Here is a 22,851-nt window from a genome sequence, read left to right on the forward strand (position 1 = left end):
TCGGTCAGAACTGTTGACGGGAGGACGATGAGCGCAGTTTGGTATACCAAACAGTCGAGGTGCTCCCCTGATCCCCCACTCCGGTGCCGCCCCTCCCCGTCACCCGACCCCGTCTCCTGACGCTCCTGGAGGCTCCGTGTCCCTCGCCGACCGTGCCGAAGTCACCGGCACCACAGCGTTCGTCCCCGATCCCCGCCTCACCAACGAAGACCTCGCCCCCGCCGAGAAGCGGAACTGGAAGGTCTTCGACCTCTTCGCCCTGTGGATGTCCGACGTCCACAACCTCGGCAACTACACGTTCGCCGCGGGCCTGCTCGTCCTCGGCATGAACGTCTGGCAGGTGTTCACTTCGCTGCTCGTCGGCTTCGTGATCATCTACATCGGGATGAACTGGATGGGGAAGATCGGGCAGCGCCACGGCGTGCCGTTCCCCGTGGTCAGCCGCATCAGCTTCGGCGTCTGGGGCGCCAACATCCCGGCCATCATCCGGGCCGTGATCGCCATCATGTGGTACGGCATCCAGACCTACCTCGCCTCCGTCGCGGTCAACATCATGCTGATGGCCGCCTGGCCGGGCCTGGAGTCCTGGACGCACAACTCCTTCCTCGGCCTGCATCAGCTCGGCTGGTGCACCTTCGTCGCCCTCTGGCTCATCCAGGCACTGATCATCAGCCAGGGCATGGAGTCCGTCCGCAAGTTCCAGGACTTCTGCGGCCCCGCGATCTGGCTCGTCATGATCGCGCTGGCGGTCTGGATCCTCGCCAAGGCCGGCTGGACCATCTCCCTCACCACCACCCCCCACCCGGTCTCCGTGGGCGAGCAGTGGCGGCAGTGGTTCGGCGCGATCGGACTCGTCCTCGCCACCTACGGCACCCTGATGCTCAACTTCTGCGACTTCTCCCGCTTCGCCCCCGACTACAGGACCGTCAAGCGCGGCAACTTCTGGGGCCTGCCGATCAACTCGACCGCCTTCGTGGTCGTGTCGGTCATCGTCACGGCCGGCTCGCTGGAGGTGTTCGGCGAGGCCATCACCGACCCCGCGGAACTCGTCGCCAAGGTCGGCAACACCTGGGTCCTCGTGCTGGGCGCCCTGACCTTCGCCATCGCCACCATGGGCGTCAACATCGTCGCCAACTTCGTCTCACCGGCGTACGACCTCGCCAACGTCTGGCCACAGAAGATCACCTTCAAGGTCGGCGGCATGATCAGCACGGTCGCGGCACTGGTCGTGACCCCGTGGAACCTCTTCTCCAACCCCACCGTCGTCCAGTACTTCCTCGGCGGCCTGGGCGCCTTCCTCGGCCCGCTGTTCGGCGTCATCATGCTCGACTACTTCTGGGTCAAGCGCGGCCGCATCGACGTCGACCAGCTCTTCGACGCGACGCCCGGCTCCCGCTACTACTACCGCAAGGGCGTCAACCCCAAGGCTCTGTGGGCGTTCCTGCCGGCCGCCGCGGTCTCGGCGGTCCTCGCCCTGGTGCCGACCTTCGGTGACGTCGCCCCCTACTCCTGGTTCATCGGCACCGCGCTGTCCGCCGGTCTGTACGCGGTGCTCTGCCGGGACGAGCGGGCCGCCGCCCCGGCCCCGTCCGGACCGGCAGCCGTGGAGGGCTGAGCGTGCGCATCGTCGTCACGAACTGCAACACGACGCAGGGGATGACCGAGGAGATCGTGCGAGGTGCCCGGGCCGCCGCAGGCCCGGGCACCACCGTGACCGGACTGACCCCGGCCTGGGGCCCCGAGTCCGCGGAGGGCTGGCTCGACAGCTACCTCTCCGCAGCCGCCGTCCTCGACACCCTGCGCACCTACGACCAGCCCTACGACGCCGTCGTCATGGCCGGGTTCGGCGAACACGGGCGCGAGGGCGCACGCGAACTGGTGGACGTCCCCGTCGTCGACATCACCGAGGCCGCCGCCCACCTCGCGTGCCTCCTCGGCCGTCGCTACGGCGTCGTCACCACCCTCGAACGCTCCCGCGGACAGATCGAGGACAGCCTCGACGCCGCCGGAGTGGGCCGCAACTGCGCGGCGGTCGTCGGCACCGGGCTGGGCGTCCTCGACCTCGCCGACACCGACCGCACCACCCGCGCCTTCCTCGCGGCCGGACAGCGCGCCCGCGACGCCGGGGCCGAGGTGCTGGTCCTCGGCTGCGCCGGTATGACCGGACTGCAGCGGACGGTGGGGGAGAAGCTGGGGATGCCGGTCGTCGACGGGGTCGCGGCGGCCGTGAAGCTCGCCGAGTCGCTGGTGACGCTGGGACTCAACACCAGCCGCGTGGGCGGGTACGCGAAGCCGCTGCCGAAGCGGAGGAGCTGGGGGGCGGCGGGGTCGGTCGAACCGGCTGAACCGGTGGCACCGGTCGAACCGGCTGAACCGGTCGAACCGGCCGAACCGGGAAGCGGGTGAGCAGGGCGGGGTGAAAGCGCCCTGCTCACCGTTCGGGGCCCTCGCCTACGCGGCCGGGGGCTCCGGCACCACCGCCGTCGCCGTGATCTCCACCAGCTGGCCCGTGTAGCCCAGGCAGGCCACGCCGAGGAGGGTCGAGGAGTGGGGGCCGATGCTGAGGCCGGACGCCTCGACGACGTCCCAGACCGCGGCGAGGGCCGCGGGCTCACCGCTGACGACATACACGTCGGTGCACACGACGTGCTCGAAGTCGCTGCCCACCGCCCGCAGTTGTTCCCCGAGATTCACCAGCACCTGCTCGGCCTGCCGTACCGGGTCCCCCTCCCCGACCAGCTTCCCGTCGGCGTCCAGCGGAACGGCCCCGGCGAGGAACGCGAGCTTCGTCCCGGCCTCGACGACGGACGCGTGCGCGTACACGGGCGGCGTGAAGAGACCGGGGACGGTGGTGCGCTGGATCATGAAGGCTCCTCGTGATGGACGACCCGTCGATGATGCGGACCTCCCGCCACGGCCGCATCCGAATTCCGGGCCACCTCTGGTCTCCGACCGCCTGTGCTTGTCTCCCACTGCCTCTGCCGATTGCGTTCATAAAGAACGTGGCATCTGCAGCGATCGTCACATCGCGGTAATACGAGCGTTCCATATCCTCCAGGCCGGGCACCTACCGTGGGGGCACCGAGAACCGGTACGACGCGCGGCGCCCCCACCGGGGCCGCCGCACCGCACGCGCCGCGTCCACGCCCCCGCCCACGCCCCGGCCACCGTCGCCCGAAGGCACACCCCGCCCTCACCCGACGACAGGAGCCCCGTGTCCCGCCCCGCCGCCCCCGCCCTGCCACCCTGGCTCGCCCATGCTCTGCGCGCGCAAACAGGCCCGGTGCCCTGGAACGCGATGGTGCGCGGGGCGCTGGCCGGCGGGCCGCTGCTGCTGGCCGCCGTGCTGCTGGGCCGGCCCTCTGCCGGGGTCCTCGCCGCGCTCGGCGCCATGCTCGCCGGGATCAACGACCGCCCCGGAAGCCGACGTGTGGCCGTCCAGCGCCTCGGGGTGCCCGCGCTCGCGGGAGCGGTCGGCCTGCTCGCCGGCACCTACGCCGGGCAGTACACCGGCGCCGTGGTCCTCACCCTGCTGCTCACCGCACTCGGACTCCTCGCCGGCGGGATGAGCGCGGTCGGACTCGTGGCCTCCGGAGCGGGCACCCAACTGCTGGTCGCGGCCGCCGTCGGCGCGGGCATGCCGTTGCCGGAGACGGGCTGGCAGCGGGCGCTCGCCTACCTGGCCGGCGCCGGATGGCTGCTCGCCCTGCGCCTCGCCCTGCCCACACCCGCCGTCCTCACCGCCGGTGACTACCGCTTCGACGGCGAACGGGACGCCGTCGCCGCCGTCTACGACGCGATCGCCGCACTGCTGGACGCCGTCGGCGCCCCCGGCGCGCCCGCCCGGCGGGCCGAGCTGACCGCCGCCCTCGACCACGCCCAGGACGCGCTCGCCGGCCCCCGGCTGCGGCGCCACGCCGGCTCGTCGGCCGAGTGGCGGCTGCACGCCCAGTACGCCGCCGCGCTGCCCCTGGCGGAGGCGGCGACGGCGCTGGCCTGGGCCGGGGACGCCGTGGTCGGCCGCGCCTCCGAAGGACCCCGGCGGCTCGCCGCGGCCGTACGGGGCAACACCACGACCGGACCGCTGCCCGCGCCCGTCCTGCCCCGCGCCCTTCCCCGTCCGTCGGCCGGCGCCCCCGTCGAGCCGGCGCTGCGCGCCCTCGACGACGCGCTCCTGCGCGCCGCCGAGACCTTCGACCGGGGCGGTGATCCCCGCGCCCTGCACACCCGCCGCCGCACGCTCGGCTCCCTGCTCCGGCTCGGCCTCGGGGCCGGCGGCCGCGAGTACGGGCTGCGGGTCGCCCTGTCCTTCGGTGCGGCGGCGGCCGTGGCGCAGGCGCTGCACCACGAGCACTGGTACTGGCTGCCCGCGACCGCCGTCTTCCTCGTCAAGCCCGACCTGGGGCCGCTGGTGTCCCGCGTGCTGTGCCGGGCCGCGGGGACCGTGCTCGGCGCGGTGCTCTTCGCCGGGTTCGCCGCCGTACTGCCCCGGCCCGAAGGGCTCGTCGCGCTCGTCGCGGTCAGCGGGGCGCTGATCCCCGTCGCCACCCGGCACTTCGCCGCCCAGACAGCCGTCGTCACCGTCCTCGTCCTCGCCCTCGTCATGGTCGGCGGAGACCCCCAGGCGTCCTGGAGCCGTATCGGCGAGACGCTGCTGGCCTGCGCCATCGTCCTCGTCGTCGGCCATCTGCCGATGCCGAAGGGGCAGCGCGGCGGGGGCGTGCGCACCCGGCTCACCGAGGCGGGGACAGCGGCGTACGCCTATCTCGCGCACGTCCTGGACGAGTCGCGCGCGCCGGGCGCCCGCTCCGGGGCGGACGGGGCGTCCCCGGCGCGCGGTTCGGCCACCCCCAACGGAGTCACCGTGTCCGTCGGCGCGGCCCTGCCGGGGGCCGCCGACGAGCGGGCGGCACGCTGGGCCCTGCGCCGCGAGGCGTACCGCGCGCTCGCCCGCGCCCGAGGGGCGATCGCCCTCTCCGGTGCCGAACTGCCCGCCCTGGCCCGGCACACCGAGGGCACCGACGAGGTCGCCGCCGTCCTCGAACGACTGGTCGACACCACCACCGCCTGCGCCGTGCATCTGGACGACACGGGCCGCCTCAGCCGCCACCACACCGACCGCCTCACCGCACTCCTCGACGACCTCACCCGCCACCGCAGGCACATCGGCCCCAGCCTTCCCGAGGCGCCGGACCTGGCCGGGGTGCCGGGTGCGGCGGGTGCGACGGGCGGGGCGGGTGCGACGGGCGGGGCGGGTGCCATGGGCGGGGCGGGTGCCATGGGCGTCGGCGGCGCGCAGGGCGGCCGGGGGCTCGGCTGACGCGCCGGGCGTGATCCGCGCATCGGGCGGGAGGGGTCCGGAGTCCGCTGCCCACGACGAGCGCGAGGAGTGACTATAAGCGCAAGATTCGGCACGTAGCGTCACCGGAATGTGTGGTTTCCGAGAGGTACCTCACGATCCGCCGTTGACCTCGTGTCAACTACGTCTCAGTACCGTCACTTCCCGAGCCGTTCACCCCGTGGTTGGCGTTTAAATCTACAAGCTGCCCGGCCGTGATCACGGAACCACGGGTGCAGCGGGACATGGAGGTGCAGCGTGAACGGGCGAACGGTGCTGGGGCGCTTTCCCGCCGGTGGGCCGCGCGGCTCGTGGCCGGCGGAGGAGCTGGCGCACGCGGCCCGCCTCGAGGGGCAGCAGGCCGAGGTCGTGATGGACATCGCGACCGACATGTTCCTGGTCATCGTGCGCGGCGCCGACACCGCCGTGACCGCGTCGGCCTGACCTCACCCCGGCTTCGGCGCGGGCACCTTCGTCGCGGAGGTCCCGGCCGGCGCCGTCGTGGCGCCCCGCGCGGGCGCGGGCACCTTCGCCGCGAACTGCTCCGCCTGGAGCGAGTACAGCTCCGCGTACACCCCGCCCGAGGCCAGCAGCTCGTCCGGGGTGCCGGACTCCACGAGGCGGCCCTGGTCGAGGACGTGCACGAGGTCAGCGTGGCGCACCGACGCCAGCCGGTGCGTGATCAGGACGACCGTCTGACCGGTGCCCGCCAGCGCGCGGATCTTCTCGAAGACCTCCAGCTCGGCGCGGGCGTCGAGAGCCGCCGTCGGCTCGTCCACGATCAGGACGCGCCCGCGCCGGTAGGCCGCCCGCGCGATCCCGAGGCGCTGCCACTGCCCGCCCGACAGTTCGTGCCCGCCGCTGAACCCCCTGCCCAGCAGCGTGTCCAGCCCGCGCGGCAGGTCCTCCACGACGTCCTGCGCCCCGGCCTGAGCGACGGACGCGGCGAGCCGTTCGTCCGTCAGCGGTGCCGACGGGCGGCCGATCGCCAGGTTGACGCGGGCCGTGAACGGCCACCGCTTGAAGTCCTGCGCGAGCATCGCGATGCGCTCGGCCAGCAGCCGCCGGTCCACGCGCGCCGCGTCCACGCCGTCCCACATGATCCTGCCCCGGTCGGGGGCGTACAGCCCGGCGAGCAGCTTCACCAGGGTCGTCTTGCCCGATCCGTTCTCACCGACGAGCGCCACGATCTTGCCCAGCGGCACGGTCAGGGTCACGTCGTCCAGCGCGGGCCGCGCGGCCTTGCCCGGGTAGGTGAAGGTCACGTTCTCCACCCGGATCTCCCGCGGGTTCTCGGGCAGCGGATCACCGCCCTCGGGGATCGCACGCCTGGCGGCCTCCACGTACAGGCGCTGCATGTCGCCCACGAAGAGGGCCTCCTCGTGCAGGGAGTTCACCTCCAGCACCAGGGTGTCGAGGCTCGCGGAACCGGTGCGGATGGCGATGACCGCCGTCCCCGCCACCGACAGTGCCATCGCGCCGCCGAGCAGCAGAGCACCGAGCGTCGCGTACGTCGCCACGGTGGCCAGCCCCGTCCACAGCGCCGCGTACAGGCCCGTACGGGCCGCCAGCCGGGCCAGCCGGGCCTGCTCGGCGTCCGCCGTCTCCGACATGGAGCGGAAGTGGCGCAGCAGGAACGGGCCGACGCCGTGCACCCGGATCTCCGGGGCCGCCTCCGGCTCGATCAGCAGGGAGCCGATGAGATACCCCGCGCGCGCGTGCTGCACCCAGGCGTGGAAGGACGTGTAGCGGCGGCGGGCGATCGTCAGGGAACTCCAGGCGCTCGGCAGCGTCATCGTCACCAGCAGCGGCAGGAGGGCCGGGTGCAGCACGGTCAGCACACCGGCCGCCGCGATCAGCGAGATCAGCGCGTTCACCACGCGCGCCGAATAGCTGATCATCCTGCGGGCCGACTGGGCACCGTACTTCGCGGTGTCGAGCAGCTTGTGGAAACCGTCGTCCTCGATCGCGGACAGCTCCACGGCCGCCGCCCGCTCCAGATACAGCTCGGTCGCGACGCGCTCCACCTTCGGCTCCAGCCGGCCCGTCGCGTACGTCGACGCGGCCCGCAGCAGGGTGGACACCAGCATCACGGCGGCGATGGCGACGAGCGCGGGGGCCGCCTCCCGCAGCCGCTGCTCGACGGTGCCGTCCGCGATCAGCCGGGCCAGGACCGCGTTCATCGCGAGCAGACTCACCGCCTGGGCGAGACCGCGGCCCGTCTCGGACGCCAGTACGGTCCGGGCGGCCCACCGGTCTGCCTGCCAGGCCAACCGGAAACTCGACGCGAGCAGCGACGGCAGCCGCCGCACCATCGCGCGGAAGTTCAGCTCCAGAAACGCGTTCGCATGCTGCGACCAGCCCATGTCGTACCGCAGCGGCCCCCCGAACAGCAGCAGCTCCGACTCCGACGTCTCCGGCATGTCCCCGTCACGCGCTGTGCCCACCCGCGGCCTCCCCCGAGTCGTCGCCGACAGGCCACTATCCCGGCGCGCCCGGCCCCCGGCCAGGGCGCGCGACGAAGCGACCCCACCCGCCCGGAGCACGCGGGGCGCGAAGGGGGGGAGGCGAGGCGAAGGGGGGAGGGGAGAAGGGGAGCGGGGGCGCAGGAGGAGCACCGCTCGGCCGCTGGAGCGCGGCCCGGTCGCCGGAGCGCTACGCGGTCATCGTCCGGGACCACGACGGAGTCGTCCCGGTGACCCGGCACAACGCCAGGTACAGCGGTATCGGCGGGGTGTACGGGATGGCACCCTCCGGCCGCAGGATCAGCCCGGGCACGTCCGCGCCGTCGGGGACCAGCGCTCCGGTGGTGTAGCGCACCGGCGCGGGCCACTGCAGCGCGTAGTCGGAGTCGGCGGGCACGATCCACCACCAGTGCGCCCGGTCGGCGTAGACGCAGCCCACGCGGGGCAGCCGGGGCAGGACCAGCGGCCCGAAGCGGGCCGGGACGGCCACCGCGTCACAGCCCATCGGCGCGGTCATGCCCTCGGGCAGGGCGAGGGGGCGGGGCGTCGCAGCGGTTCGCTGGGCGCGGCGCAGTCGGGTCAGGGTGTCGAGGCTCACCACGCGAGCCACTCTGCCCCCACCGGGGGGCCGAGCGGGACCGATCGACGCGCTCACACCCATTCGGCCCCCGACCACCGTCCGACTTCCGGCCGGACCTCGACTTCCGTACGACTTTCCGCACCCGCACGGCCCCCGGCCACGGCGAGACCGACGATGCCCCTGCGGACCTCGGCGCCCCGGCGGACCTCGCCACCCGCGCGGACGTCCGCACCCTTGCGGACGTCGCCACCCGCACGGCCCTCCGCGCCTCGGCGGGCGTCGCCCGCCGCACAGGACTCGGTGCTCCTGCGGACCTCGGCACTACGGCGGGGCGCGGTGCCTCCGCGGGCCCCGGCTTCGTCGGGGCCGCCGGCACCCGGGAGCCGGAACGCCTCCGGCTCACCGTCCCGGTCCTCCGTCGGCGGCTTCTTCGCGCCCCAGCCCAGATCGGACCGCGCCGCGGTGTCCGCGCTCGCGGCCGGACCCGTGACGACGACCGCGCTCGTGCCCGGGCCGGGGGAGACCGCGTCCGGGACCAGCCCGCGCGGCACGTCCGCCCACACCAGCAGGCCCAGACCCACCGGCTGTGCCCCCCAGGAACGGCACATCGACTCTATGAGGAGCAGCCCTCTGCCGTGTTCCTCCTCCGGACGCTGCGGCGAGGGGTGCGGCTCACCGGGCGCGCAGCCCTCGTCCCGTACCGCTATGCGCACCAGTTCGTCGCCGTCGACCAGCTCGCAGACGATCTGGGCGCTCGCGGTGTGCACGATCGCGTTGGTCACCAGCTCCGACACGACCAGTGCGGCCGTGTCGCAGGCGTCCTCGCAGACGGCCCAGCCGGTGAGCTGGGTGCGGGTCACACGCCGGGCCTGGGCCACGGCACCCGGGTGCGCGGCCAGCTCGAAGCGGAACCGGCGCTCGGCGATGGTCTCGGGGCGCGCCCCGGCGGCCGGACCGGGACCGACACGGTCTCCGGCGGCGTCTGTTCCTAACGGCGCAGGGGGCGGAATCACGCTTGCCACTATCGCCCCGCCGTGAACACTTGGCAAGTGTCACTCTGAAAATTGCAGAGTGCCGTATGACTCTCTGAACGCTCATGGCACACTGCACGCAACAGCACGTGTAGCGGCGCCAGTTGGAAATCCCTCGCACAACATTCATAAGCACGCACAGTGTTCATGTGTGTACACGGACCCGCGTGGCACGCGACCCCCCAAGGCGCCGCCCGGCTGCCGGGACCGCAAGACCGGACACGCCGCCCGTCCGACACAGGCCGGCGCAGAGTTCAGAGACGGAGAGGGGCGAGATGAGCGAGCCGCGGTCCGCGCCGACGGTCGGCCAGGTCGTGCTGGGCCGACGCCTGTTGGACCTGCGCGAGCGCGCCGGCATCCGGCGCGAGGAGGCCGGACGCATCCTGCACGTCACGGCCGCCACGGTCCGCCGCATGGAGACCGCCGAGGTCGCCCTCAAGATCCCCTACCTCCAGCTCCTGCTCAAGGCGTACGGAGTGGCCGACGAGGAGGCCGAGACCTTCGTCCGGCTCGCCGAGGACGCCAACAAACCCGGCTGGTGGCAGCGCTACCACGACATCCTGCCGGGCTGGTTCTCCATGTACGTCAGCCTGGAGGGCGCCGCCGGCCTCATCCGCGGCTACGACCCCCACTTCGTCCCCGGACTGCTGCAGACCGAGGACTACGCGCGTGGCGTCATGACCTCGGGCGCGATCGGCCAGACCAAGCCCGACGACATCGAACGCCACGTCGCCCTGCGCATGCAACGGCAGGAACTGCTCACCCGTGACGACGCACCCCGGCTGTGGTGCGTCATGGACGAGACCGTCCTGCGCCGCTCCGTCGGAGGACCGGCCGTCATGCGCGCGCAGATCGACCGACTGCTGGAGGCCATGGAAATGACACATGTGACCCTCCAGGTCGCCCCCTTCGACACAGGACCGCACCCCGGCACCTACGGGCCGTTCGTCCTGTTCCGTTTCGCCATGCCCGAACTCCCGGACATGGTCTACAGCGAGTACCTGACCGGCGCCGTCTATCTGGACGACCGCTCCGAGGTGGCGACCCACCTCGAGGTCATGGACCGCATGGCGGCGCAGGCCGCCACGGCACAACGCACGAAGGAGATCCTCCGGGATCTCCGCAAGGAGCTCTGAAGACACCGAATGGAATACATCAAGTCGCAGCCGCAGTCGCAGCCGCGCACGCGCAAGCAGTCGCGCACACGCGTCTACAACGGCATGCCCGCGAGGGAACTCGGCAGCGAGGGCTGGCACAAGCCCTGGAGCGGAGGCAACGGCGGCAACTGCCTGGAGGCCATGAAACTCGCCGACGGCCGCATCGCCGTACGGCAGTCCACCGACCCCGACGGACCGGCGCTGATCTACACACCCGACGAGATGAACGCCTTCATCCAGGGCGCCAAGGCGGGGGTGGCCGACTTCCTCCTCTCCTGAGGCCTGTTGCGCACTCCCTGTTGTTCAGCCGTTTTCCCTAAGTTGGCCTTGAGTTGATCACCTACCGCCGCACCTTCCCCTGGAGTCCGTCATGAACGGGAGTCCCCCCGTCGAGATCGACACGAGCAGGCCCCACCCCGCACGCATGTACGACTGGTATCTCGGCGGCAAGGACAACTACCCCGTCGACGAGGCCATGGGCCGACAGATGCTGGCCCTCGACCCCCGGGTACCGGTGATGGCACAGGTCAACCGGGCCTTCATGCACCGCTCCACACGCTGGCTCGCGGAAAACGGCGTACGCCAGTTCCTCGACATCGGCACCGGCATCCCGACCGAACCGAACCTCCACCAGATCGCCCAGCGCGTCGCCCCGGACGCGAACGTCGTCTACTGCGACAACGACCCCATCGTGCTGGCCCACGCCGCCGCCCTGCTCCGCGGCACCCCCCAGGGGCGCACCGAATACCTGCAGGCCGACGTGCGCGACCCGCACGCCATCATCGAGGGCGCCGCAAAGGTCCTGGACCTCACCCGGCCCGTGGCGCTCTCCCTCATCGCACTGCTCCACTTCGTCTCCGACCAGGACGGCGCACACACCCTCGTCCGACGACTCATGTCCCAGCTGCCCTCCGGCAGCTACCTGGTCGTCACCCACGCCACCGCCGACTTCACCCCGGAGGAGTCCGAGGCGGCCACGGAGAAGCTCAAGGCCGCCGGCGTCACCCTGGCCCTGCGCTCCCGCGAGGAGTTCACCCGCTTCTTCGACGGCCTCGAACTGATCGACCCCGGCGTCGAGGTCCCCCAGCACTGGCACCCCGAACTCGGCGACCCCGTCCCCGGCCAGGACGACGGGATCATCCCCGGCTACGGAGCGGTGGCGCGCAAACCGTAAGGCTCGCGGATTCTCCTGCGACGAGCGCGGCGCGTGCCTCCCGGCACGCGCCGCGCGTGCATGTGAACGCCGGGCGCGTGATCGGCGGGGACGTGATCGCCGCCGCCGGGAAGGTGTCCCCCGCGCACGGGTGCGTGATCGCCGGGCACGGGTGCGTGGGGGAGTGGGTGCCTGGGGCGCGGAGGGCGCAGGGGCGCCGGGGCGCCGGGGCGCGTTCGGGTGTGCCGGAAGCCTGGCGACCGGGAACCCCCGCGATCAGGCCGTCGAGAGACTCCGGCACACCGGCGATCACCCCGCCACCCTGACCTCCCCACCCGGCCCACAGCACAGGGAGGCGCCCCGCACCACGCACGCCGGGAGCGCCCCGCCCACGCACGCCGGGGGCGCTCCGCACACACACGCCGGAGGCGCCCCTCTCACCCCGGCGGCAACACCCCGCACAACGCCTCCACCGCCGCCCCGTACGCATGCTCCGGCGGCGTCGCGTACCCCACCACCAACCCGTCCGGCGCGTCCCCCACGGCCCCCGGATGCCGGAACTCCGCGAGGCCGTCGAGCGCGACCCCCCGCCAGACCGCCGCCCTCACCACGGACCGCTCGGTCCCGGGCGGCAGCCGCAGCACGGCGTGCAGCCCGGCGGCGATCCCGGTGACCTCGATGTGCGGCGCCTGCGCGGCGAGGGCCGCGACGAGCCGGTCACGCCGCGCCCGATACCGCTGCCGCATCCGCCGCACATGACGGTCGTACGCCCCGGAGACCACGAAGTCCGCCAGCGCCAACTGCTCCGGCACACTCGCCCACGCCTCCCGCTCCCCCTTCGCCTCCAGCACGGCACCCACATACCGCTCCGGCAGCACCATCCACCCCAGCCGCAACGCCGGCGACAGGCTCTTGCTCACCGAACCGATGTACACCACCCGCTCCGGATCCAGCCCCTGCAACGCCCCGACGGGCCTACGGTCGTAACGGAACTCCCCGTCGTAGTCGTCCTCCAGCACCAGCCCGCCACGCGCGCGTGCCCAGTCCACGACAGCCGCCCGCCGGACCGGATGCAGCGGACCCCCGGTCGGGAACTGATGCGCCGGAGTGAGCAGCACGGCCCGCTCCCGGCCCAGCCCGTCCACCCCGGCCCCGTCCTCGTCGAGCGGCAACGGAACCGTCCGGACCGAGGCCGCCGACAGCAGCTCACGATGGAAACCCAGACCGTACGACTCCACGGCCAGCGGCCCCCGCAGCACCCGCCCCTGGAACAGCAGCCGCAACGCGTGCGCGAAACCGGAACAGACCACGATCCGCGACGGCCCGGTCCGCACGCCCCGCGCACGCGCCAGATACTCGGTCAGCGCCTCCCGCAGCTCGACCCGCCCGGCAGGATCACCCGGCCCGAACACCTCGTTGGGCGCCCGCGTCAACGCCCTGCGATACGACGCCGCCCAGGCCGCCCTCGGGAACGCTGACGCGTCCGGCACGCCCTGCCGCAGATCGTGCCGGGGCCCACGCGCCCGGGCCGGCACCTCCCTCGGCCGCCGCGCGGCAACACCCGACGGCTCGGCCCGCTCGGCGACCCGCGTACCCGAGCCCTGCCGCGCCGTCAGCCAGCCCTCCGCGACCAGCTCCGCGTACGCGTCGGCCACCGTGTTCCGGGCGACCCCCAGATCCGCGGCCAGCGAGCGGTACGGAGGCAACCGGGTCCCCGGCGCGAGCCGCCCACCCCGCACCGCGTCCCGCAACGCCCGGATCAACGCCGCCCGCCGCCCACCCCCGCCCGACAGCTCCAGATGCAGATCGGCCCCGATCCGCTCCGCCGAATTGACCCACGAATCCGCCATGGAAGTGCACCCTACAGGAGGTCTTTCCGCGCCATAGATTCATGGTCATGACGACGAACACGACAGGCCCCGCCACCGCACTTCCCCGCCTCGACTTCGCGAAGTCCGCCCGAACCGCCTTCCGCGCCCTCGTCGGCTTCGACGCGGCGGCCCGCGAGGGCCTCGACCCGGCCCTGGTGGAACTCATCCAGATCCGCGCCTCCCACCTCAACCACTGCGCCTACTGCCTCCACATGCACACCACCGACGCCCGCAAGGCCGGCGAGAGCGAGGACCGGCTGCACATGATCCCGGTCTGGAAAGAGGCCCGGCACTTCTTCACCGCCCGCGAACAGGCCGCTCTGGCCCTCACCGAAGCGGTCACGCTCGTCGCCGACACCGGCGTCCCCGACGACGTCTACGCGGAAGCCGCCGCCCACTTCGACGACACCGAACTGGCCCACGTCCTCGCCCTGATCCTCACCATCAACACGTGGAACCGCATCGCCCTCGCCACCGCCAAACGAGCCGGCACCGACACCCGCTGAACAGCCCGGTCCCGGCATGTACGGCCCCCAACCGGTCGGGCCGTCACGCCATCACGCCATCACGCCGTCATGCCGTCTCGCCCGTCATGCCGTCTCGCCCGTCATGCCGTCATGGGCCGGTCGTACGGTCCTATCGGAGCAGGCAGGCGCGCCGTACCCGTCAGCCGCCGGTCCACCGCGGCCGCCACCGCACGCCCCTCGGCGATCGCCCAGACGACCAGCGACTGCCCACGCGCCGCGTCCCCGGCCACGTACACACCGGGCACGGTGGTCGCGAAATCCGGCCCCCGCGTGATCGTCCCGCGCGGATCAAGCGTCAGCCCCAGCTGCTCCACCAGCCCGTCATCACGGTCCGGCCCGGAGAAACCCAACGCCAGCAGGACCAGATCGGCGGGCAGTGTCCGCTCGGTACCGGGCCGGGCCCGCCGCCCTCCGTCGACCTCCACCAGATGCAACGCCCTCACCCGCCCCGACGCGTCCCCCGTGAACCGGAGCGTGGACGCCGCGAAGAGCCGCGCGTCCGCGTCCGCCGCCGGCGCCGACCGAAGATCACGCGCCTCCTCGTGCGCCGCCGAGAGCCGGTAGATCTTCGGATACGTCGGCCACGGCTCCACATCCTCGTCACGCTCCGCCTCCGGCAGCGGATAGATGTCCAGCTGCGTCACGGACGCGGCCCCCTCCCGCACCGCCGTCCCCAGACAGTCCGCCCCCGTGTCACCACCCCCGACGATCACCACATGCTTCCCGGCGGCCGACAGCGGCGACACCTCCAGATCCCCCTCGCACACCCGGTCCGCCAGCGGCAGATACTCCATCGCCTGATGAATACCGCCCAACTCCCGTCCCTGAACCGGAAGTTCACGCCAAGCCGTGGCCCCCGTGGCGATCACCACCGCGTCGTACCGGGCCCGCAGTTCGGCCGCCCCGACATCCCTCCCCACCGCGGTCGACGTACGGAACTTCGTGCCCTCCGCCCGCATCTGCTCCAACCGCCGGTCCAGATGCCGCTTCTCCATCTTGAACGCCGGGATCCCGTACCGCAGCAACCCCCCGATCCGGTCCGCCCGCTCGTACACGGCCACCGTGTGACCGGCCCGCGTCAGCTGCTGCGCCGCCGCCAGCCCCGTGGGCCCGGAGCCGACGACCGCGACCGTCCTCCCCGACAGCCGGTCCGGCGGACGCGGCGGCGTGAAACCGTCCGCCCAGGCCCGGTCCGCGATGGCGACCTCCACGTTCTTGATGGTCACCGCGGGCTGGTTGATCGCCAGCACACAACCCGCCTCGCACGGCGCGGGACACAACCGTCCGGTGAACTCCGGAAAGTTGTTCGTGGCATGCAGCCGGTCGCTCGCCGCCCGCCAGTCCTCCCGCGACACCAGGTCGTTCCACTCGGGGATCAGATTCCCCAGCGGACAGGCGTCGTGACAGAACGGGATCCCGCAGTCCATGCACCGGTCCGCCTGCCGGCTCACGATCGGCAGAAGCGCCCCCGGGACATACACCTCGTCCCAGTCCCGCACCCGCTCCTCCACAGGACGACGGGGCCACTCCTCGCGCGGCGTGGTCAGAAAACCCTTGGGATCGGCCATGGCCGTCTCCCTCACGTATGACGTACGCGTACGGCTACGGCCGTGCACGGCAGCAGCCGACGGACTGGACCGGCACCAGGGGCTGGGGGCGCGAAGCGCGAGGCCGTACGCGCCGTCGGGCGGCACTCTCTCCCCGCCACGATACGACGCGCCCGCCGCCCCCGCCTCAGGCCAGCGCGAGCAGATACGCCAGGGCGGACCCGGCCGACGCGACCGCCCGAACGGTGTTCCACGCCGTCCACAGGCTCACGTACTCACGCCAGTACGACGCGGCCTCCGCCGTACCCGCGTCCAGCCCGGCGAGCGTCTCGTTGCGCGGCACGTTCGCCACCATCGTGACCCCGAAACAGCCGAACAGATACAGCGCGCTCCCCAGCAGCAGCTCCACCCTGCCCTCATCCGGCCACAGCACGAACGTCACCACCGCCAGCACGGCACACAGCACCGCCGTCCCCACGAACAGGAGCATGAACGCCGGAGTCAACGCGCTCACATTGATCGCCTGCATCGCCGCCACACCCTGCGCGGGAGGCAACGACGCCAGCCCCTTCATCACGAACGTCGAGAACCCGCAGAACACCCCCGCCACGATCGCCGTCCCGAGCAGCCCCAGCACCGTCAGCACGAAGTACGGCCCATCGACCATGTCCGCTCCCACCTCGATCCCCCGAATCCCCAAGATCCTGCCCCGCACCCACTGTCACCACAAGTGAACATCCGTACGGTCACGGTCACAGTCGCAGGCGCCGGGGGAGGGGAGGGGGCCCTCCCCCTCCCCCTCCCCTCCCACCCCGCCCCCTCACCCCACCCCCCGCCACTCCCGCAGCTTCGCCTCCACCGCCCCCGCGATCCGTCGTCGCGCCTCGTGCCGAGGCACGCCGGTCATCAGCAGCCGGTCGTAGGGCGTGTCCACGTGCCGTACGGACGCGATGACGGCGGAGGTCACCGCGACCTGTGTCAGCGCGCGGCCGGCCGCGCTGCGACCGACGCGGCCGCTGCCGCGCAACGACGCGTGGGCGGCGATCTCCTGGGCGCGCCCGTCCGGACACGCGGGGAACAGCCGTCGTATCTCCGCCGCGAACGCGTCCGTGAAACGCACGTCCTCCACCGCCCGCCGCCGCGCGTCCCGCAGCCGACGCCGGCGCCGCACCTCGGCGTCCGCCAGGCACCGTTCCTCGGCGCGGGCGAGCGCGGCGTCCTCGACCAGGACTCCCTGGCGCTCATACCGGCTCCGGCGCCGGTTGAACCGTACGACCACCGCCGACAGCGCACTCTCCTCCCGGGCCCGCCGCGTGAGTGCGGTGTCACCGCGGGGCACGAACACCAGGTGCCCCAGGTCCGCGCAGTCCAGGCAGCGCGGCGCGCCCTCCTCCAGCACCAGCATCGGCACCGGTCCGCTCCGGCACTCGGCGCAGTGCTTCTTCCTGAGTGCCTGCACGACGACGATCCCGGTACGGTGCGGGGGAGTAGCGAGCGCTGCCATACGCGGTTCATTCCCCCTGGTGGCCGCACGGTCACGCCGTCGTCGAGGCGGCGTCCGGCTCCGCGCGCGGCCCGGGGTCCCGACCGGCCCGGGTGCGGTCTGACGGGCGCGGCATCATGGGCCGTGTGCGATTCGAAGCGATCACCTGGGAACGGCTCGGCGACCTCCTTGCCGACCGCATCGTCGACCTGGAGCCGGACGACGGATCGCCCTGGCCACGCATCGCCTTCGACGGAGCCCCGGCCGCCCGCCCGGGAGATCTCGCCGACCGGGTGTCGCAAGCCCTGCGCATACGCGGCAGGCCCTCGCTCGTCGTGGGCACCGAGGGGTTCCTCCGGCCCGCCTCGCTCCGGTTCGAGTACGGCCACGAGGACGTGGAGGCCTACTACGACGGCTGGTTCGACACCGCCGCCCTGTGGCGTGAGGTGTTCGGCCCTCTCGACCCCGGTGGCACGGGGCGGGTCCTGCCCGATCTCTGGGATCCCACCACCGACCGGGCGACCCGGAGCCCGTACGTGCAACTCCCGCCCGGCACCATCTTGTTGACGCACGGACCTCTCCTCCTCAAGCACTGGTTCCCTTTCGACCTGACCGTCCACGTCCTCCTCTCCTCGGGCGCCCTGCGCCGCCGCACCCCCGAGCGCGAGCACTGGACGCTCCCCGCGTTCGAGCGCTACGAGGCCGAGACGGACCCCGCCGCCGCCGCGGATGTGCTGGTGCGCGCAGACGACCCGCGCCACCCGGCCTGGAACGGCTGACGCACGCGTCCCACGTGGCGGGGGTGAGCCTCTGCGAGTGCGCTTCGCTCCGGTCGCGGCAAGAATGAAGGGCGCCGGGACCAGCGGTGCCTCCTGCGCCGCGCCGGCCGTCCGGCACCGGGAGGTACCACATGACCACCGCCGGAGACATCATGCACCGCGGAGCCCAGTGGATCCCCGCTCACGAGACCCTGGACCGCGCCGCGCAGCTGATGCGTCAGCTGAACGTCGGAGCACTCCCCATCAGCGACCAGAACGAACGGCTCTGCGGCATCCTCACCGATCGCGACATCGTCGTCGGCTGTGTCGCCCTGGGCCACGACCCGTCGACGATCACGGCGGGCGAGATGGCCAAGGGAACCCCTCGCTGGATCGACGCCGACGCCGACATCGCCGAGGTGCTGGAGGAGATGAAGGGGCATCAGATCCGCCGGCTTCCGGTGATCGAGAACAAGCGGCTCGTCGGCATGATCAGCGAGGCCGACCTCGCCCGTCATCTGTCGGACGACCAGATCGCCGCGTGGGTCGAGAGCGTGTACGCCAAGACCACAGCGCCCTGATCCGACCGACCGACCGATCGACCAACCGAGCCGGCCGTCCGACCAACCTCCGTCCGCCCGATCCGTCCGCCCGATCCGGCCGTCCGACGACCTATGTGCCGCCGCGCCGTCCCCGTTTCCCTCCGAGGGTCACAGCCACCCGTTGCGCTTGAATCCCCGGTAGAGGGTGGCGCAGGCCATGGCTATGACTCCCAGGACGAGCGGATAGCCGAACTTCCAGTGCAGTTCGGGCATGTACCTGAAGTTCATGCCGTAGACCCCGCACACCATCGTCGGCACGGCGATCAGCGCCGCCCAGGCGGTGATCCTGCGCATGTCCTCGTTCTGCGCGACGCTGACCTGCGCCAGGTGTGCCTGCAGGATCGAGTTGAGCAGTTCGTCGAACGCGGCGATCTGCTCCGTGGCCCGCAGCAGGTGGTCGGAGACGTCCCGGAAGTAGGCCTGTATCTCCGGCTCCACCACCCGGATCGGCCGTGACGTCAGTTCCAGCAGCGGGCGGGCGAGCGGGGCCACCGCCCGCTTCAGTTCGAGCAGTTCGCGCTTGAGCTGGTAGATCCGTCCCGGGTCGACGCGCGCGCCGTTGGCGGCGAACACATCCGTCTCGACCTGGTCGATGTCCGTCTGGACCGAGTCCGTGACGTTCAGGTAGTCGTCGACCACGTGGTCCGCGATCGCGTGCAGCACCGCGGCCGGCCCCTTCGCCAACTGCTCGGTGTTCGCTTCCAGTTCCTCCCGCAGCGGACCGAGCGAGCCGTGCCGCCCGTGCCGGACCGTGATCACGAAGTCGGTGCCGACGAACACCATGATCTCGCCCGTGTGCACCACCTCGCTGGTCGCGGTCAGTTCCGTGTGCTCGACGTAGCAGACCGTCTTGAACACCGCGAACAGAGTGTCGCCGTAGCGCTCCAGCTTGGGACGCTGATGCGCCTCGACCGCGTCCTCGACCGCCAGGGGGTGCAGGTCGAAGAGTTCGGCGATGCCGGCGAACTCCCGCTGCGTCGGCTCGTGCAGTCCGAGCCAGACGAAGCCGTGGTCGTGCTTGCGGACCTGCTTGACGGCCTCGACGACATCGCGGCCGCCGGGGGAGCGGACACCCTTGTGGTACGTCACGCAGTTCACCACCGAGGTGCCCAGTGGGGAGCGGGCGGGATGGCTGAGGTCGACGCGGGGACGCCGTCGGGCCAGCCGTGCCATCCTGCGGAGACCACCGACCTTGTCGAGGCCGGTGACCTTCCGCAGATTCCCTGCCATGGACATCTGGATCTCCTCGCGTGAATCCCCTCGCACCGCACTTCGTGCCCTGTCGCGCCAGTTTGCCAGGGCCGGACGAGTGCCGGGTAAGGCTGTGGGAACGGAACGCTCCACTTCGTTTGTAGACGGGCCTGCCGGTCCGAACGTTCCGGTCTGCCGTCCTCGTCCGGCCGTCCTCGTCCGGCCGTTCTCGTCCCGCGGCCCTCGTTCGACCGCCCCCGTCCGGCCCGCCGGATCCGGTCGCCGTCGGGCTGCCTCGCGTGCCGCTGGAGCGTCGCCATCGGTGACAAGTCGGTCAAATGGGATGATCTCTCCATGATGCGAACCGACGGGTATCTCCTCGACCAACGGCGGGCCGAGACGGGCCAGGGCCCCGACGCCTTCGCCACGCTCTTCGACCCCACGACGTTCCGGCACATGGAGGGCTTCGGCCTGGGGTCGGGCTGGCGCTGCTGGGAGGTCGGCGCGGGTGGCACCACCGTGGTCTCCTGGCTGGCCAAGAAGGTCGGACCGACCGGCAAGGTCATCGCGACCGACACCGACATCTCCTGGGCCGTTCCCTCGGTCACCCGCCCACCGGTGGAGGCCCTCGTCCACCACCTGGGCGTCGACCAGCCACCGGGTGACGGCTTCGACCTCGTCCACGCCCGCCTCGCCCTGGCTCATGTGCCGGACCGCGAGAACGCGCTGCTGTCGATGATCAGGTCCCTGCGCCCCGGCGGACGGCTCCTGATCGAGGACGCCGACCCGGCTCTCCAGCCCCTGGCCTGCCTGGAGGAGTCCGGCCCCGAGCAGCAGCTGGCCAACCGGCTCCGCGAGGCCGTCCGCACGCTGCTCGTCGAACGCGGTATCGACCCGGCGCACGGCCGCCGGCTCCCGCGCCTGCTGCGCGCGGCGGGGCTGCGCGGTGTGGGGGCCGACGCGTACTTCCCCGTGGCCTCACCCGCCTGTGCCGCGCTGGAGTCGACGACCGTCGGCCGGCTGCGGGCGGCGCTCGTCACGGCGAACCTCGCCACAGAGGAGGAGATCGACCGGCACCTGGCCGACGTCGCCTCCGGCACTCTGGACGTCGCCGCCCCGCCGCTGATCTCGGCCTGGGGCCGGAAGGCGTAGCGAACGTCCGGACCCCGTACCCGGCGCCCCAGAGGCCCCCATGACCCGTGAGTCACGGACACGGCCCTACCGTCCGCCCACCCGCGCGCGCCACAGGACCACAACCCGCACCGCCACCTGATGACCCGCCCTCTCAGCCCGCCCCCGGCGGCCTCCCTCCCACCTTCTCCACCGCCCGTGCCCCCGCCCGGCACCCCTCCGTCGCCGCCTCCTCGGCCTCGGCGCCCGTGAGCAGCGTGGCCAGGAAGGCCCCGGTGAAGGCGTCGCCGGCGCCGGTGGTGTCGCGGGGCGCCGCGGGAGTCGCCGGAATCCGTGACACGGAACGGCCTCCGTTCCGGGCGATCAGCGCGCCCTCCGCGCCGTGCTTGACCACGACCAGGGGAACGAGACGGCTCAACTTGGCCGCCGCGTCGGCCGGATCGGGCAGTCCGGTCAGCAGGCTCGCCTCGTCGCGGCTGGGCAGCAACAGGTCGACCCCCTCGACGAGCGAGAGGAAACGGGCCACGCCCAGCCGTCGGAGGAACCCCGCCGACGCGGGATCGACGCTGACCGGCACGCCACGCGCGCGGGCGGACCGCAGAGCGACGGACACGAGCGCGCGGCTCGGCTCCGAGAAGAACAGATAGCCCGACAGATGCAGCCGCGCGACCCCGTCGAGCAGCGACGGCGACCAGTCGTCGAGGTCGAACCGCAGGGCCGCGCCGCTGTCGGTGAGGAACGTGCGTTCGGCCGCGTCGCCCGTGTCCACCAGGCAGATCACCGTGCCCGTGGCCGCGTCCGGGTCGACGACGAGATGCGGGCGGACCCCTGCGGCCCGCAGCTCCCGCTCGTGCCACTCGGCGCCGTCCGTGCCCACACGCCCCAGCAGCCGTGCGTCGGCGCAGCCCCAGTTGGCCGCCCAGCAGGCCACGTTGGCGCCCGCCCCGCCCGGCAGGGTCCGGATCGCGGAGGCCGTGTCGGTGCCCGCGGCGAGCGGTCCGCGGTGCCGGGCGACGACGTCCGTGACGACGTCGCCCACGACGAGCAGCGCCCCGCTCATGTCACGCCCCGGCCCAGGCCGTGGCGATCCGTGACGCGAGCCGTACGTTTCCGCGCACCGCCGCCAGGTTGGCGGTGAGGGAGGCGCCGTCGGTGTGCCTGACCAGGTAGCTCAGCAGGAACGGCGTGACACCCTGTCCCGTGACGCCCTCCGCCTCGCAGGCCCGCAGCGCCTCGGCGAGCACGCGCGCGTGCAGCTCGGGGTCGAGCTGTTCCTCCTCCGGTACGGGGTTGGCGACGATCAGCGCCGACTCCGGGCCCTTGAGCGTGTCCTGCGCCCGCATGACGTCCGCGACCTCGCCCGGGGAACGGAGCGTCCACTCCACCGGATGGCCCGAGTCGGAGAGGTAGAAGCCGGGGAAACGGTCGGTGCCGTAACCGGCGACGGCGACTCCCAGCGTCTCCAGGCGCTGCAGGGTGGCCGGGACGTCCAGAATCGACTTCACGCCGGCGCACACCACGGTGATCCGGGTGCGGGCGAGGAGCCCCAGGTCGGCGGATTCGTCCTGGGTCGACGTCCACTCCCGGTGCACGCCCCCCAGCCCGCCCGTCGCGAACACCCGTACGCCTGCCAGGGCCGCCAGTTGGGCGGTCGCCGACACGGTGGTCGCGCCGCTCGCCCCGGAGGCCACCGCCAGGGGCAGGTCCCGGTGCCCGAGCTTGCGGATGCCGTCCTCGTTCGCGACCCGCTCCAACTGGTCCTTGCCGAGGCCGATGTGCGGCCGACCGTCGAGCACGGCGATCGTCGCGGGGACGGCACCCTCCTGCCGGACGACCTCCTCCAGTTCCCGTGCCACCTGCAGATTGCGCGGGCGGGGCAGCCCGTGCGCGATGATCGTGGACTCCAGCGCCACCACGGGTCGACGCGCGTCCACCGCTTCCCGCACCTCTTCGGACACCACCAGCACGCGCTCGCCTCCTGTCTGTCGTTCTTCCCTCATCCCTGGCGGACGGCGCG

Annotated in this window: 22 protein-coding genes; 11 read left to right on the top strand and 11 right to left on the bottom strand. The window is 72.5% G+C overall.

What is annotated here, in order from left to right; genetic code table 11:
• Positions 1-136 precede the first annotated feature (136 nt).
• Together PYR72_RS36210 and PYR72_RS36215 are read left to right on the top strand one after the other, a co-directional pair.
• The gene (locus PYR72_RS36210; protein ID WP_275459214.1) at positions 137-1,615 is read left to right on the top strand and encodes an NCS1 family nucleobase:cation symporter-1; all 1,479 of its coding nucleotides are present in this window, start codon (positions 137-139) and stop codon (positions 1,613-1,615) included.
• Between the two features lie 2 nt (positions 1,616-1,617).
• Positions 1,618-2,406 carry an aspartate/glutamate racemase family protein gene (locus PYR72_RS36215; protein ID WP_275459215.1) on the top strand — a complete coding sequence of 263 codons (789 nt, stop codon included), beginning with the start codon at positions 1,618-1,620 and terminating at the stop codon, positions 2,404-2,406.
• Between the two features lie 45 nt (positions 2,407-2,451).
• On the opposite strand, the gene PYR72_RS36220 is transcribed toward PYR72_RS36215, so the two are convergent.
• A complete protein-coding gene (locus tag PYR72_RS36220) occupies positions 2,452-2,865 on the bottom strand; it encodes a RidA family protein (protein WP_275459216.1) in 414 nt (137 codons plus the stop codon).
• 349 nt (positions 2,866-3,214) lie between these two features.
• On the opposite strand from PYR72_RS36220, the gene PYR72_RS36225 reads away from it, so the two are divergent.
• Together PYR72_RS36225 and PYR72_RS36230 are read left to right on the top strand one after the other, a co-directional pair.
• The gene (locus PYR72_RS36225) at positions 3,215-5,320 is read left to right on the top strand and encodes an FUSC family protein (protein WP_275459217.1); all 2,106 of its coding nucleotides are present in this window, start codon (positions 3,215-3,217) and stop codon (positions 5,318-5,320) included.
• Between the two features lie 276 nt (positions 5,321-5,596).
• Complete coding sequence (locus PYR72_RS36230) at positions 5,597-5,782, top strand: hypothetical protein (RefSeq protein WP_037693204.1); 186 nt, start codon at positions 5,597-5,599, stop codon at positions 5,780-5,782.
• Between the two features lie 2 nt (positions 5,783-5,784).
• Here the strand turns inward: PYR72_RS36230 and PYR72_RS36235 are convergent, their stop codons facing one another.
• The 3 genes from PYR72_RS36235 to PYR72_RS43010 form a co-directional block, all read right to left on the bottom strand.
• Positions 5,785-7,761, bottom strand: a complete 1,977-nt coding sequence (locus tag PYR72_RS36235) for an ABC transporter ATP-binding protein (protein WP_275460615.1) — start codon at positions 7,759-7,761, stop codon at positions 5,785-5,787.
• Positions 7,762-7,993: 232 nt separating this feature from the next.
• A complete protein-coding gene (locus PYR72_RS36240; RefSeq protein WP_059084885.1) occupies positions 7,994-8,464 on the bottom strand; it encodes a hypothetical protein in 471 nt (156 codons plus the stop codon).
• Complete coding sequence (locus PYR72_RS43010) at positions 8,455-9,396, bottom strand: ATP-binding protein (protein WP_343245550.1); 942 nt, start codon at positions 9,394-9,396, stop codon at positions 8,455-8,457. Before PYR72_RS43010 ends, PYR72_RS36240 begins: the two co-directional genes overlap by 10 nt.
• A gap of 293 nt (positions 9,397-9,689) precedes the next feature.
• Between PYR72_RS43010 and PYR72_RS36250 the strand changes: the two genes are divergently transcribed.
• The 3 genes from PYR72_RS36250 (at position 9,690) to PYR72_RS36260 (ending at position 11,745) form a co-directional block, all read left to right on the top strand.
• On the top strand, positions 9,690-10,550 hold the full coding sequence (locus tag PYR72_RS36250; RefSeq protein WP_275459218.1) for a helix-turn-helix transcriptional regulator: 861 nt from the start codon (positions 9,690-9,692) through the stop codon (positions 10,548-10,550).
• Positions 10,551-10,559: 9 nt separating this feature from the next.
• Positions 10,560-10,850, top strand: a complete 291-nt coding sequence (locus PYR72_RS36255) for a DUF397 domain-containing protein (RefSeq protein WP_013004472.1) — start codon at positions 10,560-10,562, stop codon at positions 10,848-10,850.
• A 91-nt stretch (positions 10,851-10,941) separates the two neighbouring features.
• The gene (locus PYR72_RS36260) at positions 10,942-11,745 is read left to right on the top strand and encodes an SAM-dependent methyltransferase (protein WP_275459219.1); all 804 of its coding nucleotides are present in this window, start codon (positions 10,942-10,944) and stop codon (positions 11,743-11,745) included.
• Positions 11,746-12,161: 416 nt separating this feature from the next.
• Here the strand turns inward: PYR72_RS36260 and PYR72_RS36265 are convergent, their stop codons facing one another.
• Positions 12,162-13,574 carry a PLP-dependent aminotransferase family protein gene (locus PYR72_RS36265; RefSeq protein WP_275459220.1) on the bottom strand — a complete coding sequence of 471 codons (1,413 nt, stop codon included), beginning with the start codon at positions 13,572-13,574 and terminating at the stop codon, positions 12,162-12,164.
• A gap of 47 nt (positions 13,575-13,621) precedes the next feature.
• Here PYR72_RS36265 and PYR72_RS36270 point away from each other — a divergent pair, with 47 nt between their 5' ends.
• Positions 13,622-14,101, top strand: a complete 480-nt coding sequence (locus PYR72_RS36270) for a carboxymuconolactone decarboxylase family protein (protein ID WP_060879320.1) — start codon at positions 13,622-13,624, stop codon at positions 14,099-14,101.
• A gap of 101 nt (positions 14,102-14,202) precedes the next feature.
• On the opposite strand, the gene PYR72_RS36275 is transcribed toward PYR72_RS36270, so the two are convergent.
• From PYR72_RS36275 to PYR72_RS36285, 3 genes are all read right to left on the bottom strand, one after another.
• Entirely contained in the window at positions 14,203-15,690 is a 1,488-nt protein-coding gene (locus PYR72_RS36275) for a glutamate synthase subunit beta (RefSeq protein WP_275459221.1), read from the bottom strand.
• A 166-nt stretch (positions 15,691-15,856) separates the two neighbouring features.
• A complete protein-coding gene (locus PYR72_RS36280) occupies positions 15,857-16,336 on the bottom strand; it encodes an anthrone oxygenase family protein (protein WP_275459222.1) in 480 nt (159 codons plus the stop codon).
• A 153-nt stretch (positions 16,337-16,489) separates the two neighbouring features.
• Positions 16,490-17,173, bottom strand: a complete 684-nt coding sequence (locus PYR72_RS36285) for a DUF2293 domain-containing protein (protein WP_275459223.1) — start codon at positions 17,171-17,173, stop codon at positions 16,490-16,492.
• 116 nt (positions 17,174-17,289) lie between these two features.
• On the opposite strand from PYR72_RS36285, the gene PYR72_RS36290 reads away from it, so the two are divergent.
• Positions 17,290-17,931 (top strand): uridine kinase, encoded by a 642-nt coding sequence (locus tag PYR72_RS36290; protein WP_275459224.1) that lies wholly within the window; start codon positions 17,290-17,292, stop codon positions 17,929-17,931.
• Between the two features lie 131 nt (positions 17,932-18,062).
• Entirely contained in the window at positions 18,063-18,491 is a 429-nt protein-coding gene (locus PYR72_RS36295) for a CBS domain-containing protein (RefSeq protein WP_275459225.1), read from the top strand.
• A 129-nt stretch (positions 18,492-18,620) separates the two neighbouring features.
• Here PYR72_RS36295 and PYR72_RS36300 read toward each other — a convergent pair whose 3' ends face one another.
• Positions 18,621-19,748: a magnesium and cobalt transport protein CorA gene (locus tag PYR72_RS36300; RefSeq protein ID WP_275459226.1), complete on the bottom strand. Its 1,128-nt coding sequence runs from the start codon at positions 19,746-19,748 to the stop codon at positions 18,621-18,623.
• A 309-nt stretch (positions 19,749-20,057) separates the two neighbouring features.
• Here PYR72_RS36300 and PYR72_RS36305 point away from each other — a divergent pair, with 309 nt between their 5' ends.
• A complete protein-coding gene (locus tag PYR72_RS36305) occupies positions 20,058-20,855 on the top strand; it encodes a methyltransferase domain-containing protein (RefSeq protein ID WP_275459227.1) in 798 nt (265 codons plus the stop codon).
• Positions 20,856-20,988: 133 nt separating this feature from the next.
• Here PYR72_RS36305 and PYR72_RS36310 read toward each other — a convergent pair whose 3' ends face one another.
• The gene (locus tag PYR72_RS36310) at positions 20,989-21,894 is read right to left on the bottom strand and encodes a sugar kinase (RefSeq protein ID WP_275459228.1); all 906 of its coding nucleotides are present in this window, start codon (positions 21,892-21,894) and stop codon (positions 20,989-20,991) included.
• A 1-nt stretch (position 21,895) separates the two neighbouring features.
• Positions 21,896-22,801: a pseudouridine-5'-phosphate glycosidase gene (locus tag PYR72_RS36315; RefSeq protein WP_275459229.1), complete on the bottom strand. Its 906-nt coding sequence runs from the start codon at positions 22,799-22,801 to the stop codon at positions 21,896-21,898.
• Positions 22,802-22,851: the final 50 nt, after the last annotated feature.

Origin of the sequence: Streptomyces sp. VNUA24, from assembly GCF_029167005.1 — a bacterium.
GTDB classification, from domain to species: Bacteria; Actinomycetota; Actinomycetes; order Streptomycetales; family Streptomycetaceae; genus Streptomyces; species Streptomyces scabiei.